The 17366-nt window shown below is 70.6% G+C and carries 15 protein-coding genes; 11 read left to right on the top strand and 4 right to left on the bottom strand.

Annotated features, from left to right (window positions below; translation table 11 throughout):
• Window positions 1-147: 147 nt before the first annotated feature.
• The gene (locus tag AB0H32_RS38970) at window positions 148-1269 is read right to left on the bottom strand and encodes an ATP-grasp domain-containing protein (protein WP_361131282.1); all 1122 of its coding nucleotides are present in this window, start codon (window positions 1267-1269) and stop codon (window positions 148-150) included.
• A 266-nt stretch (window positions 1270-1535) separates the two neighbouring features.
• Between AB0H32_RS38970 and AB0H32_RS38965 the strand changes: the two genes are divergently transcribed.
• Both AB0H32_RS38965 and AB0H32_RS38960 read left to right on the top strand, forming a co-directional pair.
• On the top strand, window positions 1536-2444 hold the full coding sequence (locus AB0H32_RS38965; protein ID WP_361131280.1) for a metallophosphoesterase: 909 nt from the start codon (window positions 1536-1538) through the stop codon (window positions 2442-2444).
• Window positions 2389-3069: a 4'-phosphopantetheinyl transferase superfamily protein gene (locus tag AB0H32_RS38960; protein ID WP_361131278.1), complete on the top strand. Its 681-nt coding sequence runs from the start codon at window positions 2389-2391 to the stop codon at window positions 3067-3069. Before AB0H32_RS38965 ends, AB0H32_RS38960 begins: the two co-directional genes overlap by 56 nt.
• A gap of 92 nt (window positions 3070-3161) precedes the next feature.
• Here AB0H32_RS38960 and AB0H32_RS38955 read toward each other — a convergent pair whose 3' ends face one another.
• The 3 genes from AB0H32_RS38955 to AB0H32_RS38945 form a co-directional block, all read right to left on the bottom strand.
• Window positions 3162-3389, bottom strand: a complete 228-nt coding sequence (locus AB0H32_RS38955) for a hypothetical protein (RefSeq protein ID WP_361131276.1) — start codon at window positions 3387-3389, stop codon at window positions 3162-3164.
• A gap of 106 nt (window positions 3390-3495) precedes the next feature.
• Window positions 3496-4041: a toxin-antitoxin system, toxin component gene (locus tag AB0H32_RS38950; RefSeq protein ID WP_361131285.1), complete on the bottom strand. Its 546-nt coding sequence runs from the start codon at window positions 4039-4041 to the stop codon at window positions 3496-3498.
• A gap of 32 nt (window positions 4042-4073) precedes the next feature.
• Entirely contained in the window at window positions 4074-4730 is a 657-nt protein-coding gene (locus AB0H32_RS38945; protein WP_361131274.1) for a helix-turn-helix transcriptional regulator, read from the bottom strand.
• Between the two features lie 239 nt (window positions 4731-4969).
• Between AB0H32_RS38945 and AB0H32_RS38940 the strand changes: the two genes are divergently transcribed.
• From AB0H32_RS38940 to AB0H32_RS38900, 9 genes are all read left to right on the top strand, one after another.
• Entirely contained in the window at window positions 4970-5641 is a 672-nt protein-coding gene (locus AB0H32_RS38940; RefSeq protein ID WP_361131271.1) for a hypothetical protein, read from the top strand.
• Window positions 5642-5761: 120 nt separating this feature from the next.
• Window positions 5762-6772, top strand: a complete 1011-nt coding sequence (locus tag AB0H32_RS38935; RefSeq protein WP_361131268.1) for a LacI family DNA-binding transcriptional regulator — start codon at window positions 5762-5764, stop codon at window positions 6770-6772.
• 119 nt (window positions 6773-6891) lie between these two features.
• Window positions 6892-8244, top strand: coding sequence for an extracellular solute-binding protein (locus AB0H32_RS38930; RefSeq protein ID WP_361131265.1), 1353 nt, complete (start codon window positions 6892-6894; stop codon window positions 8242-8244).
• Between the two features lie 5 nt (window positions 8245-8249).
• Window positions 8250-9203 (top strand): sugar ABC transporter permease, encoded by a 954-nt coding sequence (locus AB0H32_RS38925; RefSeq protein ID WP_361131262.1) that lies wholly within the window; start codon window positions 8250-8252, stop codon window positions 9201-9203.
• Entirely contained in the window at window positions 9200-10075 is an 876-nt protein-coding gene (locus AB0H32_RS38920; RefSeq protein ID WP_361131260.1) for a carbohydrate ABC transporter permease, read from the top strand. Before AB0H32_RS38925 ends, AB0H32_RS38920 begins: the two co-directional genes overlap by 4 nt.
• Before the next feature lie 33 nt (window positions 10076-10108).
• Window positions 10109-11716 carry an alpha-amylase family glycosyl hydrolase gene (locus tag AB0H32_RS38915; RefSeq protein ID WP_361131257.1) on the top strand — a complete coding sequence of 536 codons (1608 nt, stop codon included), beginning with the start codon at window positions 10109-10111 and terminating at the stop codon, window positions 11714-11716.
• Window positions 11717-11771: 55 nt separating this feature from the next.
• Window positions 11772-13949, top strand: coding sequence for a discoidin domain-containing protein (locus AB0H32_RS38910; protein WP_361131254.1), 2178 nt, complete (start codon window positions 11772-11774; stop codon window positions 13947-13949).
• Between the two features lie 334 nt (window positions 13950-14283).
• Window positions 14284-16332, top strand: a complete 2049-nt coding sequence (locus AB0H32_RS38905; protein WP_361131251.1) for a phosphocholine-specific phospholipase C — start codon at window positions 14284-14286, stop codon at window positions 16330-16332.
• 66 nt (window positions 16333-16398) lie between these two features.
• Window positions 16399-17253, top strand: a complete 855-nt coding sequence (locus AB0H32_RS38900) for a phospholipid scramblase-related protein (RefSeq protein ID WP_361131248.1) — start codon at window positions 16399-16401, stop codon at window positions 17251-17253.
• Window positions 17254-17366: the final 113 nt, after the last annotated feature.

Here is a 17366-nt window from a genome sequence, read left to right as displayed (position 1 = left end):
CCAAATCCGGGGTCACAAGGTCCCCCCCAAATTTGCTACAACCCGGGTGCCCTCACCCCCCCCCCACCGGCCCCCGGGGCTGCATCTGCCAGCGGCTCCGCCGCGGGGTGCGAGCAACCACGAACGAACCCGCAGTCGGCCGACGGCCTAGAGCGGCAGAACCTCCGCCGCCGAAGCCACCTGCACAGGCGCCGGCACCGCCGGCAGCAACACCTCGGCCTCCTCGGCCCTCTGCCGCGGAAGCGCCGCAGGCAGCAGCGGCCGCGGCCCCGACACCACCGCGTAGTCCTGCCCCAGGAACGGCGGCTCGATCACCCCCGGGTCCTCGCCCAGCGCCAACTGCACCGCCGCCCAGGGGGCGTTCACCCCGCAGAGCGACAGCTGGTGCAGGCCGCCGGCGGGCCGGGTGTTGACATCGAGGAGCACCGGGCGGTCCCCGAGCATCCGGAACTGGATGTTCGACAGATAGTGCAGTCCGAAGCCCCCGGCGATCAGCCGGGCCGGCTCCAGCCACTGCTCGTGCAGGGTGAAGCCCCGGCGGCGGCCGTTCTTGGTGCGGCCGACGGCCAGCCGGATGCGGTTGTCCGGCCCGGTCAGGCAGTCCACGGACACCTCCGGCTGCTCCAGGCGGGGCATCACCAGCCAGTCCACCGGCTCCTCGGCCCGCCGCAGCGCCTCGAGGACCAGGTCCAGCTGGACGTGCGGCCCGGGGAAGCCGTTCAAGTGCATCAGCGAGAAGGGAGTGCGAGTGATCACACGGAAGCCGACCCCGCCCGCACCGGCGGCCGGCTTGAAGCACGCCCGGTGACCGGCCGCCTCCAACTCCTCCACCGCGGCGACGAGTTCGTCCGCCGTGCGCACCCGCCACCAGGGCGGCACCGGTACGCCGACCGAGCGCACCGCCTCGTACGCCGTCGCCTTGTCCTCGAACACGGCCACCGCCTCGCGCGTCGGCGCCAGCAGTGCCGTACCCACCGCCGCGAACTCCGCCCGGTGCGCCACGATCGCCGTCTGGTGCAGCCGGGGCACGAACACGTCGATGCCACGCCGCGCGCACTGGTCCAGGGCGTACTCGACGTACGCGGCCGGCGACAGGCCCTCCGGTTCCAGGTCGGCGGTGTCGGCCGCGGCCAGCACGGGGGAGTCGGCGTCGCCGTGCGTGGCATGGATCTCGACCGCCCGATCGCTGGGATTTCTGCGCAGCTGATCCATGAAGAACACGTTCTCCGCGTACGTGCGGTTGAGCCAGACGCGTACGCGAGAGGGCATCCAGGCCGCCTTTCGGGGAATGCGGGCAGGGCTCAGCGGCCCGTGCCCGGGCAGGAGGAGGGAAGGGACACCAAACGGCCCTGTGCGAAGGGGGGTTAGGGGCGTCGGTGTTGGGGCGATCATACGGCTTTCAAGAGCCCGCGCGTGCAACGCGCAGGTTACGGATTTCGCCCGGCTGTCCAAGTGCGGCACACCCTTATCCCCTTGTGTTCCGGCCGGTGAATGTGCTGTCGTGGTGTCGACGGCATGATCGGAAGGGGCGAGGGGTGGAGTCGACGGCCGGGGCCGCGCAGCTGCTGGCCATCAGCGACCTGCACATCGGCTATCCGGAGAACCGTGAGCTGGTGGAGCAGATGCACCCCCACACGGAGGACGACTGGCTGATCGTCGCCGGGGACATCGCGGAGACCGTGGAGGACATCCGCTGGACCCTCGTCACGCTCGCGGACCGCTTCCGCAAGGTCCTGTGGGTGCCGGGCAACCACGAGCTGTGGACCCACCCGAAGGACCCCGTCACCCTGCGCGGCGTCGAACGCTACGAACACCTCGTCGACCTCTGCCGCGAGCTGGGCGTGACCACGCCCGAGGACCCGTACCCGGTGTGGCGGGGCCCCGGCGGACCGGTCGTCGTCGCCCCGCTGTTCCTGCTGTACGACTACTCGTTCCTGCCGCCCGGCTGCGTCACCAAGGCGCAGGGCCTGGCCTACGCGGAGAAGACGGGCGTCATCTGCAACGACGAGTTCCTGCTGCACCCCGATCCCTACCCGACCCGTGAGGCCTGGTGCCGCGCCCGGGTCGCCGAGACGGAGCGCCGGCTCGCCGAACTGCCCGAGGACCTGCCCACCGTCCTCGCGAACCACTATCCGCTGGACCGCCATCCGACGGACGTGCTGTGGCATCCGGAGTTCGCGATGTGGTGCGGCACCGAGCTGACCGCCGACTGGCACCGGCGGTTCCGCGTCCGGACCATGGTCTACGGCCATCTGCACATCCCGCGGACCACCTGGCACGAGGGTGTCCGCTTCGAAGAAGTGTCCGTGGGATATCCCCGCGAATGGCGCAAGCGCCCGGTGCCCCCGGGACGGCTGCGCCGCATCCTGCCGATGGAGGTCGGACCCGGTGATCGAGGAGCTGCTCCCGGAGTCGGTGGTGGCCGTGGAAACGTACGGGGATGAGGAGGCCCAGAACTCTCCCCTGTACCCGGAGGAACAGCAGCTCGTGGCGCGGGCGGTGGACACGCGCCGCCGTGAGTTCACCTCCGTGCGGGTCTGCGCCCGGCGCGCCATGGAGAAGCTCGGTGTGCCGCCCCAGCCCATCCTGACCGGCGAGCGTGGCGCCCCGATCTGGCCCGAAGGACTGGCCGGCACCATGACCCACTGCGAGGGCTACCGCGCCGCCGCCCTGGTCCGCGCCACGGACCTGGCCTCGCTCGGCATCGACGCCGAACCGCACGGACCGGTGCCGGACGGTGTCTTCGAGTCCATCGCGCTGCCCTCGGAACAGCACCGGCACCGCCGGCTGTGCGCCGACCGGCCCGCCGTGCACTGGGACCGCCTGCTGTTCAGCGCCAAGGAGTCCGTGTACAAGGCGTGGTTCCCTCTCACCCGCGCCTGGCTCGACTTCTCCGAGGCCGACATCGAGCTGTTCCCCGCACCGGGCACGGGCACCCGCGGCCGCTTCCAGGCGCGGCTCCTCGTCCCCGGCCCGCTGGTCGGCGGCACCCGCCTGAGCGGGTTCGAGGGCCGCTGGCTGGCCGAGGACGGGCTGGTGCTCACGGCGGTGACCGTCCCGCACCGCTAGCGGTACGGCGGTGACCGTCCCCACCGTCAGCCGTACGGCGGTGACCGTCCCGCACCGCTGGCGGTCGTGCGGAACGGTCACCTGGCCCTTGGTCACTCCTGCGGGCACCAGTGGCTCAGCAGCCGGAAGAACTCCTCCTCGTTGCCCGAGAGTCCCGCCTGTGCCAGAGCTCCCTCGGCCTCCGCGAGCACGGCGGGCGGTACGACCACGGGTCGGCCGCCGTCCGGCGGCCCGTCGAGGGCTGCGCGTACGGTGTGCAGCAGCCGAAGGTAGGCCTGGACGGCCGTGCGCTCGCGGTCGGTCAGTACGGCGGTGGGCATCGGTCGGCTCTCCCCGGTTCGGCGTCACGGTCACGCGCCCTGAGGCGCACGTACCAGCTTGCCGTCCACCACTGACAATGCCGGGTGGCTCGCCCGCGGGGGTCCCTCAGCCCTGCGGTCCCAGATACCCCAGGGACGCCTCGATGCGGCCGGCCACGTCGTCCCGCTGGACCGGGCCGCGCAGGGACGAACCGGCCAGCCAGGTGCGGCACTTGCTGGCGAGCAGCAGCCCGAAGGCCTCGGCCTCACGCTCCTCGGACTGCTCGAAGCGGGTGCGAGCGGCGACCCGGTGCACCGCGGCCGCGAGTGCCGCCGGGTCGGAGTCCTCGCTCAGCAGACGCGTGGCGACGCCGACCCCCGCCCCGTCGGCGAGGTGACCGCAGTGCCCGGCCTGCATGTGCCACAGCTCGTGGCCGAGGATCACCAACTGGTGGTCGGGCGCGGTGCGTTGCTCCAGGACGACCAGGTCCCGGTCGGTCATGTCCAGCCACAGACCGCTGGCCGTGCCCGGCGGGAAGACCGCCGTACGGAAGTGCACGGGGCGGCCGCGGCGCCGGCTCATCGCCTCGCACAGCGCGCGGTACAGCTCGTGCGGCGGGACAGGCCCGGGCAGGGAGAGTGCCCCTACCAGCTCGGTACACAGCCGCCGCATGTCCCTGCCGATGCCCACAGTTCTCTCCCGGCTCACGACTCGGGCCGCTTGACGCTCTCCAGGAGCATGTCGAGCCACTCCGCGACCTTGTCCCGGTGCTGGTCGGTGGGCAGTTGCGCGGCCCGCCAGGCGATCCCGCGCACCCCGTGGTCCTGCAGCAGCCGCTCCAGCGGATCGTCCGCCGCCGCGGCCGCGGCACGCTCCCGGTCGGCGAGCTTCTGCAGCAGCTCCTGCTCGGTGCGCTGCAGCGCGCCCGCCAGCGCCTCGGGGTCCTCCGCCGTGAGGAAGCCGGCGTGCACGCGGAAGAACCGCTGCAACGCGTCGCAGTGCTCCATGGTGGGCCGGCGGTCGCCGTTGATGAGCGCCCCGGCCTGCTGCCGGGACATGCCCGCGCCGTCGGCGATCTCCTGCTGGGTGTACTTGCGCCCGTTCGGTTTCAGCCGTGTGCGGCGCAGCAGGTCGAGGCGCTGCAGAAAACGCGACTGGACATCCGGCTCGCCCGCGGGACGGCCGCTGAGCAGGGCCTTGAGCACCGGCTCCGGGACCCCGCAGGCGACGGAGAGCCGCCTGACGTCGAAGACCTCGGAGTGCGGCACACCGAGCCGGTCGGCGAGCCCGGTGACGCGGGCGACGACAGCCGACAGCTGAGCGGTTTCCGTGGCGCCCGGATCCTCGTAGCCATCCGTCACCGACAGAACTCCTACGTCTCTCGTGGGCTTCAGGGGGTGTCCGTGTGCTTCTCACAGCGGTTGTGAACTTCCCGGAGAGTATCCGGTGCTTCGAACTCACATCCAGGTCTCGCCACAACTGTGGCGAATTTCAGCCGTCAACCGGCGTGGAATGCCACGATAGTTGACACGACTCTCGCCTGGGACGCAGGATCGCATCGCCGCGTGAAGGCCGCAGAGGCAAGAGGGGTGACCTCCCGATGGCACATCAGGCAGGAGGGCAGTGGCGGGCGCCGCGGCCCGTCCCCGAGGGCTGCGAGGCCCAGGCGTATCTCCAGGACTACGCCGGACTTCTGGAGGCCGTTTCCTTCCCGTCCCTGGTGGTCGACCACCGCTGGAACGTGGTGATGGCCAACGGCGCCTTCGAGACACTCTTCCGCGGGGTACGGCCGCATCCCACGGCCATGCCCGGGGACAACTTCCTGCGCTTCGTCCTGTTCCACCCGGACGCCCGCGACGTCCTCGGCGAGCACGAGGCGGGCTGGTGCCTGCCGATGCTGGCCCACCTCAAGACCGCCCTGGAGCGCTGCGCCCACGACCACGAACTCCAGGCGATCCGCAGGGACGTCGCCCAGGACCCGATCATGGAGGCCGCCTACCGGCAGGGTCTGCCGCACTGGATCCGCGCCGTCGGCGAGGCGGCCACCCGGCTCGACGGCGCCATGCGGCTGCTGCTCCACCCCGACCCGCGCCGGGGCCCGACCGAGTGCCGGATCGTCGACGAGACGACCCCCACCCTGCAGGAGACCGGCTGCACACGCCTGACCATGGTCCTGCGTGACGCCCGCCGCCCGGCCGCGACCGCCCGGCGCCCGCGCCGTCCGCGCGGCACGGGCGCACATCTGACGGTCGTCCCTGCGCCCGAGGACTGACCCGGCTCCGTCGGCGTTCAGGTCGCCGACGGGGCCGGGCCGGAAACCCCTTCTCGCTCTGCGCCGAAGCGCGGTCGGGTTACGCAAACTACTTGCATTTCTTGCGCTACTCTTGCGCGCATGACGCGACGACTTGCGGAAGTGGCGAAGAAGGTAGGGGTCAGCGAGGCCACGGTCAGCCGGGTGCTCAACGGCAAGCCCGGAGTCTCCGAGGCCACCCGGCAGGCCGTGCTGTCCGCCCTGGACGTCCTCGGCTACGAGCGCCCCACCCAGCTGCGCGGTGAACGCGCCCGGCTCGTCGGCCTGGTCCTGCCGGAGCTGCAGAACCCGATCTTCCCCGCGTTCGCCGAGGTCATCGGGGGCGCGCTCGCCCAGCTCGGGCTCACCCCGGTGCTGTGCACCCAGACCAAGGGCGGGGTCTCCGAGGCGGACTACGTGGACCTGCTGCTGCACCAGCAGGTCTCCGGCGTGGTCTTCGCGGGCGGCCTGTACGCGCAGGCGGACGCGCCGCACGACCACTACCGGCTGCTCGCCGACCGCAACATCCCGGTGGTGCTGGTCAACGCGGCCATCGAACACCTCGGATTCCCGGGCGTGTCCTGCGACGACGCCGTCGCGGTGGAGCAGGCCTGGCGGCACCTGGCCTCCCTCGGTCACGAGCGCATCGGCCTGGTCCTCGGCCCCGGCGACCACGTCCCCTCGGCGCGCAAGCTGGCCGCAGCGCGCGCCTTCGCGGGCGACCTGCCGGACGAGTTCGTCGCCCGGGCCATCTTTTCCCTCGAGGGCGGGCACGCGGCCGCCTCCCGGCTGATCGACCGGGGCGTCACCGGCATCATCTGCGCCAGCGACCCCCTCGCCCTGGGGGCCGTCCGTGCCGCCCGCCGCAAGGGATACGACGTCCCCGGGCGGATCTCCGTCGTCGGCTACGACGACTCGGCATTCATGAACTGCACCGAACCCCCGCTGACCACCGTCCGCCAGCCCATTGAGGCCATGGGCCGCGCGGCCGTGGAGCTGCTCAACGCCCAGATCGCCGGCACCGCCGTGCCTGCAGAGGAGCTGCTGTTCGAGCCCGAGCTGGTGGTCCGCGGATCCACCGCGCAGGCCCCGCGCGACGGAGAGCGGAGCTGAGATCGAGCAGATCCCGTTGTCTGTCGAATAATTACAGATTCTGCGCGACATCTTGCGACCCCATGTCGTCGGTGCTTGAGTGTGCGGCGCCCACCGCTCCTGCCTTGAGGGGTCCACCGATGAGAAGCACCGGGTTCCGCCGTACCGTCGCCACGATCGGCGTCTGTTCCTCCCTCGCCCTTGCCGCATCCGCCTGCGGGACGGGCGACGGCGGCACGGCGAGCGGCAAGACCCGCATCACCGTCAACTGCGAGCCGCCCCGGAGCGCCAAGGTGGACCGGGGGTTCTTCGAGCAGGACATCGCCTCGTTCGAGAAGCAGAACCCGGACATCGACGTCGTCGCCCACGACGCCTTCCCCTGCCAGGACCCGAAGACATTCGACGCCAAGCTCGCCGGCGGGCAGATGGAGGACGTCTTCTACACGTACTTCACCGACGCCCGGCACGTCGTGGACATCAACCAGGCCGCCGACCTCACCCCGTACCTCAAGGAACTGAAGAGCTACGACACCATCCAGAAGCAGCTGCGCGACATCTACACCGTGGACGGAAAGGTCTACGGCATCCCGCGCACCGGATACAGCATGGGGCTGCTCTACAACCGCAAGCTCTTCGCAAAGGCCGGACTCGACCCCGACAAGCCCCCGGCGACCTGGGACGAGGTCCGCTCCGACGCCAAGAGGATCGCCGCCCTCGGAGGCGGAACCGTCGGGTACGCCGACTACAGCGCACAGAACCAGGGCGGCTGGCACTTCACCGCCGAGCTGTACGCACAGGGCGGCGACGTGGTCGGTCCCGACGGCACGAAGGCCACCGTCGACACCCCGCAGGGCCACGCCGTCCTGCAGAACCTGCACGACATGCGGTGGACCGACGACTCGATGGGCAGCAAGCAGCTCCTCGTCATCAACGACGTGCAGCAGATGATGGGTTCGGGCAAGCTCGGCATGTACCTCTCCGCCCCCGACAACATCCCGATCCTGGTCAAGGAGAAGGGCGGCAACTACAAGGACCTCGCCCTGGCCCCCATGCCCGGCGGCAGGGGCACCCTCATCGGCGGAGACGGCTACATGTTCAACAGGAAGGACACGCCCGCCCAGATCCGCGCCGGCCTGAAGTGGCTCGACCACATGTTCCTCACCCCGGGATCCGGCTTCCTCGGCGACTACGCCCGCGCGAAGAAGAACAACGCGCCGGTGGGCCTGCCCGAGCCGCGCCTGTTCACCGGCGCCGCCGACGCCAGGGACCAGCAGGCCAAGAAGGCCGACGCCAACGTCCCCGTGGAGAACTACCAGGCCTTCCTCGACGGCAACCAGCAACTGCAGATGAAGATCGAGCCGCCGGACGCCCAGCAGATCTACTCCGTCCTCGACGGCGTCGTCTCCGCCGTCCTCACCAAGAAGGACGCGGACATCGACCAGCTCCTGAAGGGCGCGTCCGGCAAGATCGACAGCATTCTGGCCCGGAGCTGACCGCCATGACGAAGACGGCCGAGCGGCGCCCGGCCGGGCGGGCCGCCGTCCACCCGGACCCGGCGCCGTCCCCGGCAGGGGACCGGGGACGGCGCCGCCTGGCCGACCAGGCCCGCGCCTACGCCTTCCTCCTCGGCGGCCTGCTCTGCTTCGCGCTGTTCTCCTGGTACCCGGCGATCCGCGCGGTGGTCATCGCCTTCCAGAAGTACACGCCCGGCTCCTCGCCCCAGTGGGTCGGCACCGCCAACTTCACCCGCGTCTGGCACGACCCCGAGTTCACGGCGGCCTGGCGCAACACCCTCACCTTCACGCTGCTGGCCCTGCTGATCGGCTTCGCCGTCCCCTTCGTCCTCGCCCTCGTCCTCAACGAACTGCGGCACGCGAAGGCCTTCTTCCGGGTCGTGGTCTACCTGCCGGTGATGATCCCGCCGGTGGTCAGCGCCCTGCTGTGGAAGTGGTTCTACGACCCCGGAGCCGGCCTCGCCAACGAAACCCTGCGTTTCCTGCACCTGCCCCCCTCGAACTGGTCCAACGGCACCGACACCGCGCTCGTCTCCCTGGTGATCGTGGCCACCTGGGCCAACATGGGCGGCACCGTCCTCATCTACCTCGCCGCCCTGCAGTCCGTCCCGGGCGAGCTGTACGAGGCCGCCGAACTGGACGGCGCGGGCCTGCTCCAGCGCATCCGGCACGTGACGATCCCGCAGACCCGCTTCGTCGTCCTGATGCTGATGCTCCTGCAGATCATCGCCACCATGCAGGTGTTCACCGAGCCGTTCGTCATCACGGGCGGCGGCCCGGAGAACGCGACGGTCACCGTCCTCTACCTCATCTACAAGTACGCCTTCCTCTACAACGACTTCGGCGGCGCCTGCGCGCTCAGCGTCATGCTCCTCGTACTGCTCGGCGTCTTCTCCACCGCCTATCTGCGGCTCACCGGGTCCGAGGGGGACGCATGAGCACCCGGACCCTGATCTCCCCGGCGACCCTCGCCCGCCCCCGCGGCAAGGCCGTCTACTGGACCGTGTTCACCGCAGTCGTCCTGCTCTTCGCGCTCGCCTTCCTCTTCCCGGTCTACTGGATGGTGACCGGCGCGATGAAGTCCCCGGACGAGGTGGCCCGGACACCGCCGACGCTCGTACCCGAGCACTGGCACCTCGGCGGCTACATCGACGCCTGGGACCTGATGGAGCTGCCGCAGCACCTGTGGAACACGGTGGTGCAGGCGGCCGGCGCCTGGGCGTTCCAGCTGGTGTTCTGCACGGCCGCCGCCTACGCCCTGTCCAGGCTGAGGCCCGCCTTCGGCAAGGTGATCCTCGGCGGCATCCTCGCCACCCTGATGGTCCCGGCCCAGGCGCTGGTCGTCCCCAAGTACCTGACGGTCGCCGACCTCCCGCTGATCCACACCAGCCTGCTCAACGACCCCCTCGGCATCTGGCTGCCGGCGGTCGCGAACGCCTTCAACCTGTACCTGCTGAAGCGGTTCTTCGACCAGCTGCCCCGCGACGTCCTGGAGGCCGCCGAGATCGACGGCGCGGGCCGGCTGCGCATCCTGTGGTCGGTCGTCCTGCCCATGTCCCGGCCGGTCCTCGGCGTGGTCTCGATCTTCGCGCTGGTCGCGGTGTGGCAGGACTTCCTGTGGCCGCTGATGGTCTTCTCCGACACCGGCAAACAGCCGATCAGCGTGGCCCTGGTCCAGCTGTCGCAGAACATCCAGCTCACCGTGCTCATCGCCGCGATGGTGATCGCCAGCATCCCGATGGTGGCGCTGTTCCTCGTCTTCCAGCGGCACATCATCGCCGGGATCAGCACGGGCAGCACCAAGGGCTGACGCAGCCGCCCCGTCTACAGAAAGGCACCCCCCGTGGGACAGCCCACCCATGCCCCGAAGGACCGCGACTGGTGGCGCTCGGCCGTCATCTACCAGGTGTACGTCCGCAGCTTCGCCGACGGCGACGGCGACGGCACCGGCGACCTCGCGGGGGTCCGTGCGAGACTGCCCTACCTCGCAGAACTCGGCGTGGACGCCCTGTGGTTCAGCCCCTGGTACCTCTCGCCCCTGAAGGACGGCGGCTACGACGTCGCCGACTACCGTGCCATCGATCCGGCGTTCGGCACCCTCGCCGAGGCCGAGAAGGTCATCGCCGAGGCGCGCGAGCTGGGCATCCGCACGATCGTCGACATCGTGCCCAACCACGTCTCCGACCAGCACCCCTGGTTCCGGGCCGCCCTCGCCGCGGAGCCCGGCAGCCCCGCGCGCGAGCTGTTCCACTTCCGGCCCGGACGCGGCACGCACGGCGAACTCCCGCCCAACGACTGGCCCTCGCAGTTCGTCGGCTCCACCGAACCGGTGTGGACCCGGCTCCCCGACGGCGACTGGTACCTGCACCTGTTCACCCCCGAGCAGCCCGACCTCAACTGGGCCCACCCGGCGGTCCGCCAGGAACACGAGGACATCCTGCAGTTCTGGTTCGAGCGCGGTGTCGCCGGCGTCCGCATCGACTCGGCGGCCCTGCTCGCCAAGGCCCCGGGCCTGCCCGACCTCGCCACGCAACCTGCCCCGCACCCCTTCGTCGACCGCGACGAACTCCACGGCATCTACCGCTCCTGGCGGTCCCTCGCCGACGCCTACGACGGCGTCTTCGTCGGCGAGGTCTGGCTCCCCGACCCCGAACGCTTCGCCCGCTACCTGCGCCCCGACGAACTCCACACCGCCTTCAACTTCTCCTTCCTGTCCTGCCCCTGGGACGCCGGTCGGCTGCGCACCTCCATCGACACCACCCTCGCCGAGCACGCCCCCGTCGGCGCCCCGGCCACCTGGGTGCTGTGCAACCACGACGTGACCCGCACGGTCACCCGCTACGGCCGCGAGGACACCGGCTTCGACTTCGCCACCAGGGCCCTGGGCACCCCGACGGACCTGGTGCTCGGCACCCGCCGGGCCCGGGCCGCGGCGCTGCTGTCGCTGGCGCTGCCCGGCTCGGTGTACCTGTACCAGGGCGAGGAACTGGGGCTGCCGGAGGCCGAGATCCCGGTGGAGCGCATCCAGGATCCGATGTACTTCCGCTCGGGGGGTGCCGACCCGGGCCGCGACGGCTGCCGGGTGCCGTTGCCCTGGGCGGCCGACGCACCGTATGCCGGATTCGGTTCGCGCGAGGAGCCTTGGCTTCCCCAGCCGGCCGGCTGGACATCGTATGCAGTCGACCTTCAGGGGCAGAACCGGGACTCCGTGCTGTCCCTCTACCGCGAGGCCATCGCCACCCGCCCGGTCTTCGGCGAGGGCCCCCTGACCTGGCTGCCCTCCCCCGAAGGCGTGCTCGCCTTCTACCGTGCCCCGGGGGCGCTGTGCGTGGTGAACCTCGCCGCCGCACCCGCCGAACTGCCCGTGCACTCCCGACTTCTGCTCAGCAGCGGCCCGCTGGACGACGCGGGCCGGCTGCCGCAGGACACGGCGGCCTGGCTGCGCGCCTGAGCCGCACCCGCACCCCTTGCTATCCCACGCACCCCCACCACGAAGGGATCAGCACATGCACAGCAGTACCCCCGAACATGTCAGGCGCATGCCAGCCATCGGGGCGGTCGTCGCCCTCGCCGCCGGCATGCTCGTCGCCGTGGCCCCGGCCGCCCGTGCGGCCGCGGGCGCCTCGCTCCCCCTCACCTCGGTCGAGGCCGAGTCGGCGAGCACCACCGGCACCAGGATCGGGCCCGACTACACGCAGGGCACCCTGGCCTCGGAGGCCTCCGGACGGCAGGCCGTACGGCTCGCCTCCGGGCAGCGGGTGGAGTTCACCGTGCCCCGCGCGTCCAATGCGGTGAACCTCGCCTACAGCGTCCCGGACGGTCAGTCCGGCCCGCTCGACGTCTACGTCAACGGCACCAGGCTCGCCAGGACGCTCCCGGTGACCTCCAAGTACTCCTACATCGACACCGGCTGGATCCCCGGCGCCAAGCCCCACCACTTCTTCGACGACGCCCGGCTGCTGCTCGGGCAGAACGTCCAGGCGGGCGACAAGATCGCCTTCGAGGCGACCGGCACCCAGGTCACCGTGGACGTCGCCGACTTCGAGCAGGTCGCCGCGGCCGCGTCCCAGCCGGCCGGTTCGGTGTCCGTCGTCTCCAAGGGTGCCGACCCCAGTGGCAACGGCGACTCCACCCAGGCCTTCCGGGACGCCATCGCGGCGGCTCAGGGCCAGGTGGTGTGGATCCCGCCGGGCGACTACCGGATCACCTCCTCGCTCAGCGGTGTGCAGAACGTGACCCTGCAGGGCGCGGGCAGCTGGTACTCGGTCGTGCACACCTCCCGGTTCGTCGACCAGTCCAGCTCTTCGGGAAACGTGCACATCAAGGACTTCGCGGTCATCGGCGAGGTCACCGAGCGCGTCGACTCCAGCCCGGACAACTTCGTCAACGGCTCCCTCGGTCCGAACTCCTCCGTCTCCGGCATGTGGATCCAGCACATGAAGGTCGGGCTGTGGCTGATGGGCAACAACGACAACCTGGTGGTGGAGAACAACCGGATCCTCGACACCACCGCCGACGGCCTCAACCTCAACGGCACCGCCAAGGGCGTCCGCGTCAGCAACAACTTCCTGCGCAACCAGGGCGACGACGCGCTCGCCATGTGGTCGCTGTACTCCCCGGACACGGGGTCCAGCTTCGAGAACAACACGATCTCGCAGCCCAACCTCGCCAACGGCATAGCGATCTACGGCGGCACCGACATCACGGTCAGGAACAACCTCATCTCCGACACCAACGCCCTCGGCAGCGGCATCGCGATCTCCAACCAGAAGTTCCTCGACCCCTTCTCCCCGCTGTCCGGCACCATCACCGTCGACGGCAACACGCTCGTGCGCACGGGCGCCATGAACCCCAACTGGAACCATCCGATGGGTGCGCTGCGGGTCGACTCCTACGACAGCGCGATCAACGCGACGGTGAACATCACCGACACCACGATCACCGACAGCCCCTACAGCGCCTTCGAGTTCGTCTCCGGCGGGGGACAGGGGTATCCGGTCCGGAACGTCAACGTGACGGGGGCGACCGTGCGCAACACGGGGACGGTCGTGGTCCAGACCGAGGCGCAGGGCGCGGCTGCCTTCCGCAACGTCACGGCCACGGGCGTGGGCGCCGCCGGCATCTACAACTGCCCCTACCCGGCGAACTCCGGCTCCTTCGCGCTCACCGACGGCGGCGGCAACTCCGGCTGGGCCGGCACCTGGTCGGACTGCTCCACCTGGCCCCAGCCCGGCCAGGGCAACCCCGACCCCGACCCGAACCGCAACCTCGCCAAGGGACGCCCGGCCACCGCGACCGGCTCGCAGGACGTCTACACGCCCGGCAAGGCGGTCGACGGCGACGCGAACAGCTACTGGGAGTCGACCAACAACGCCTTCCCGCAGTCCTGGACGGTCGACCTGGGTTCCGCCTGCGCGGTCCGCCGCCTGGTGCTCAAGCTGCCTCCGTCCGCAGCCTGGGGTGCCCGCACCCAGACCATCACCGTGCTCGGCAGCGCGGACGGCTCGGTCTACTCGACCGTGGCCGGGGCCCAGGGCTACCGCTTCGATCCGGCGGGCGGCAACACGGCCACCGTCTCCCTGCCCAGCGGCACGAACCTGCGCTACCTCCGGCTGACCGTCAGCGCCAACACGGGCTGGCCGGCCGGGCAGTTCAGCGAGGTGGAGGCGTATCTGACACCTTGAGCCGGGTCCGCGTCACGGAACCGGCGCCGGGCGGGCCCCTTCCCTCTCGTCCCGCGGGACGGGAGGGGACCGTCAGTTCCTGCAGGAACAGTCTGGACTGCCCGGCGGCCTCCCCGCGGTGTGTTCCGGCAGGGCGCGGCCGACGACGGGATCCGCGGCGGTGAGGACGGGGCAAAGGGGGGCACTCGCTCGCAACCCCTGTCGGACCGACGACTTTCACATGGGCGCCACCAGACCCTTCCCTGACGTTTGCTGCTCTTGGAACACTCGCACCGCGCAGATTCCGTCATCCGAGCACCATCGGATACGTCAGGACGAGAGGACACCCCCACCCATGCCCGATGTCAACCGGCGGCGTTTCCTTCAACTCGCGGGCGCCACCACGGCATTCACCGCGCTGTCCAGCAGCATCCAGCGAGCGGCCGCGCTGCCCGCCCATCACCGCACGGGTTCGGTCGAGGACGTCGAGCACATCGTCGTCCTGATGCAGGAGAACCGGTCCTTCGATCACTACTTCGGCTCGCTCCGGGGCGTGCGGGGCTTCGGCGACCCGCGTCCGGTGACGCAGAACGGGAAGTCGGTCTGGAAGCAGTCCGACGGCACGAAGGACATCCTCCCCTTCCACCCGGACGCGGACGACCTGGGCCTCGCCTTCATCCAGGACCTCCCACACGGCTGGAACGACGGGCACGCCGCCTTCAACGGCGGCAAGTACGACAAGTGGGTGCCCGCCAAGTCGTCCACGACGATGGCGTACCTGACGCGCGACGACATACCGTTCCACTACGCGCTCGCCGACGCCTTCACCATCTGCGACGCCTACCACTGCTCGTTCATCGGCTCCACCGACCCCAACCGCTACTACATGTGGACGGGGTACACCGGCAACGACGGCAAGGGCGGCGGCCCGGTCCTCGGCAACGACGAGGCGGGCTACTCCTGGACGACGTACCCGGAGCGCCTGGAGCAGGCCGGCGTCTCCTGGAAGATCTACCAGGATGTCGGCGACGGCCTGGACGCAGGCGGCTCCTGGGGCTGGATCCAGGACGCCTACCGCGGCAACTACGGCGACAACTCGCTGCTCTACTTCAACCAGTACCGGGGCGCCAAGCCCGGCGACCCGCTCTACGACAAGGCCCGCACCGGCACCGACGCCCGCAAGGGCGAGGGTTTCTTCGACCAGCTGAAGGCGGACGTCAAGGCCGGCAAGCTGCCCCAGGTCTCCTGGATCGTGGCCCCCGAGGCCTTCACCGAGCACCCCAACTGGCCCGCCAACTACGGCGCCTGGTACGTCTCCCAGGTCCTGGACGCGCTCACCTCCGACCCCGAGGTGTGGGGCAAGACCGCGCTGTTCATCACCTACGACGAGAACGACGGCTTCTTCGACCACGTGATCCCGCCCTTCCCGCCGGGATCCGCCGCCCAGGGCAAGTCGACCGTGGACCCCGCACTCGACCTGTTCAAGGGCGACGCCGGCCACCCCGCCGGTCCCTACGGGCTCGGCCAGCGCGTACCGATGCTGGTCGTCTCGCCCTGGAGCAAGGGCGGTTACGTCTGCTCCGAGACCTTCGACCACACCTCGATCATCCGGTTCATCGAGCGTCGCTTCGGTGCCGCGGAGCCGAACATCTCGCCGTGGCGCCGGGCGGTCTGCGGGGACCTGACCGCCGCCTTCGACTTCTCCTGCAAGGACACCAAGCCGGTCACGCTCCCCTCCACCGCCGGCTACCAGCCGCCGGACCACGACCGGCATCCCGACTATGTGCCCACCCCGCCCGCCCACCCGGCCCTGCCCAAGCAGGAGCGCGGCAGCCGCCCCACCCGCCCCCTCAAGTACGCTCCCGCGGTGGACGGTTCCGTGGACGCGGCGGCCGGGAAGTTCACGCTCGGCTTCGCCTCCGGCGCACAGGCGGGTGCCGCCTTCCTCGTGACCTCCGGCAACCGCACCGACGGCCCCTGGACCTACACCACCCAGGCCGGCAAGACCCTCACCGACACCTGGAACTCGGCCTTCTCGGGCGGCTCCTACGACCTCGCCGTGCACGGCCCGAACGGGTTCCTGCGCCTCTTCAAGGGCACCAACAGGACCGTGGGACCCGAGGTCATCGCCCGGCACGCCGGGGACGACGTCGAACTCACCTTCACCAACAAGGCCTCCGCCACGGCCAAGCTGAAGCTGGTGAACGGCTACGGCGGCACGCCCGTCACCGTGACCGTGCGGTCCGGAGCCACGGTGAAGCACACCGTCCGCCTCGCCGCGAGCAAACGCTGGTACGACCTCACGGTCACCTCGGAGGCCGACACGGCGTTCCTGCGCGGCTTCGCCGGGCACGTCGAGAACGGTCACCCGGGCGTCAGTGACCCGGCGATCATTACGGGGTGAACGGGCGATGAACACCGCTCCGTGCGGACTGGTCAGGTACCGGTCACAACAGGGTAGTGTGCCCCGGTGACCACGCAATCGAACACTCCTGCAGGCTGGTACCCCGATCCGCACGGGGCTGCCGAGACGCTCCGGTACTGGGACGGGGCGCAGTGGACCGAGCACACGAGCCCCGCCCAGCAGACCGCTGGACAGGTTCCGCATCAGCAGGCCGCCGTCCAGCAGCCCGCCGCCCACATCCCGCAGCAGCAGGGCGCCGACGCCAGGGTGCAGCGCCAGGTGCAGCAGCAGGCCGGCGTCGCGGCCGGCGGCCCCGGCGGCGGCACGCTCTTCACCGAGCCCGTCCTGGTGGTGAACCAGAAGGCCAAGCTGATCGAGCTGACCAACGAGTACAAGGTCATGGACCAGGGCGGCCGCGACATCGGCTCTGTCGTCGAGGTCGGCCAGAGCGCGCTGAAGAAGATCCTGCGCTTCGTCTCCAGCCTCGACCAGTTCATGACGCACAAGCTGGAGATCCGCGACGCCTACGGCCAGCCGCAGCTGGTGCTGACCCGGCCCGCGAAGATCTTCAAGTCCCGGGTCGTCGTGACCCGTCCGGACGGCTCGCCGGTCGGCGAGATCGTCCAGAAGAACATGATCGGGAAGATCAACTTCGCGATGAACGCGAACGGCCAGCAGGTCGGCGCGATCAAGGCGGAGAACTGGCGGGCCTGGAACTTCGCGATCGTCGACCACGCGGACAACGAGGTCGCCCGGATCACCAAGACCTGGGAGGGCCTCGCCAAGACGCTGTTCACGACCGCGGACAACTACGTCCTGCAGATCCACTACCAGCTGCCCGAGCCGCTGCTGAGCCTCGTGGTGGCGACGGCCCTGACCGTCGACACCGCCCTCAAGCAGGACTCGCGGGGGCTCGGCTGAGCACGTCCCACGGGGACACGGCGACGGGGGGGGGGGGGGGGCGCGGGGGACTCTCGCGCCGCCGCCCCGGCCGGCGGGGGGGAGGAGGGGGGGGTGGGGGCCGGGGGGGCGCC

Origin of the sequence: Streptomyces sp. NPDC020362 (genome assembly GCF_040642095.1) — a bacterium.
GTDB lineage: Bacteria > Actinomycetota > Actinomycetes > Streptomycetales > Streptomycetaceae > Streptomyces.
This window is presented reverse-complemented; position numbering and strand designations above follow the sequence as displayed.

Coding starts and splice junctions, on each gene's coding strand:
- AB0H32_RS38970 (WP_361131282.1), bottom strand. CDS start 1,269: ATGCCCTCTCGCGTACGCGTCTGGCTCAACCGCACGTACGCGGAGAAC.
- AB0H32_RS38955 (WP_361131276.1), bottom strand. CDS start 3,389: ATGCCCACCGCCGTACTGACCGACCGCGAGCGCACGGCCGTCCAGGCC.
- AB0H32_RS38950 (WP_361131285.1), bottom strand. CDS start 4,041: ATGCGGCGGCTGTGTACCGAGCTGGTAGGGGCACTCTCCCTGCCCGGG.
- AB0H32_RS38940 (WP_361131271.1), top strand. CDS start 4,970: ATGGCACATCAGGCAGGAGGGCAGTGGCGGGCGCCGCGGCCCGTCCCC.
- AB0H32_RS38935 (WP_361131268.1), top strand. CDS start 5,762: ATGACGCGACGACTTGCGGAAGTGGCGAAGAAGGTAGGGGTCAGCGAG.
- AB0H32_RS38930 (WP_361131265.1), top strand. CDS start 6,892: ATGAGAAGCACCGGGTTCCGCCGTACCGTCGCCACGATCGGCGTCTGT.
- AB0H32_RS38925 (WP_361131262.1), top strand. CDS start 8,250: ATGACGAAGACGGCCGAGCGGCGCCCGGCCGGGCGGGCCGCCGTCCAC.
- AB0H32_RS38920 (WP_361131260.1), top strand. CDS start 9,200: ATGAGCACCCGGACCCTGATCTCCCCGGCGACCCTCGCCCGCCCCCGC.
- AB0H32_RS38910 (WP_361131254.1), top strand. CDS start 11,772: ATGCACAGCAGTACCCCCGAACATGTCAGGCGCATGCCAGCCATCGGG.
- AB0H32_RS38905 (WP_361131251.1), top strand. CDS start 14,284: ATGCCCGATGTCAACCGGCGGCGTTTCCTTCAACTCGCGGGCGCCACC.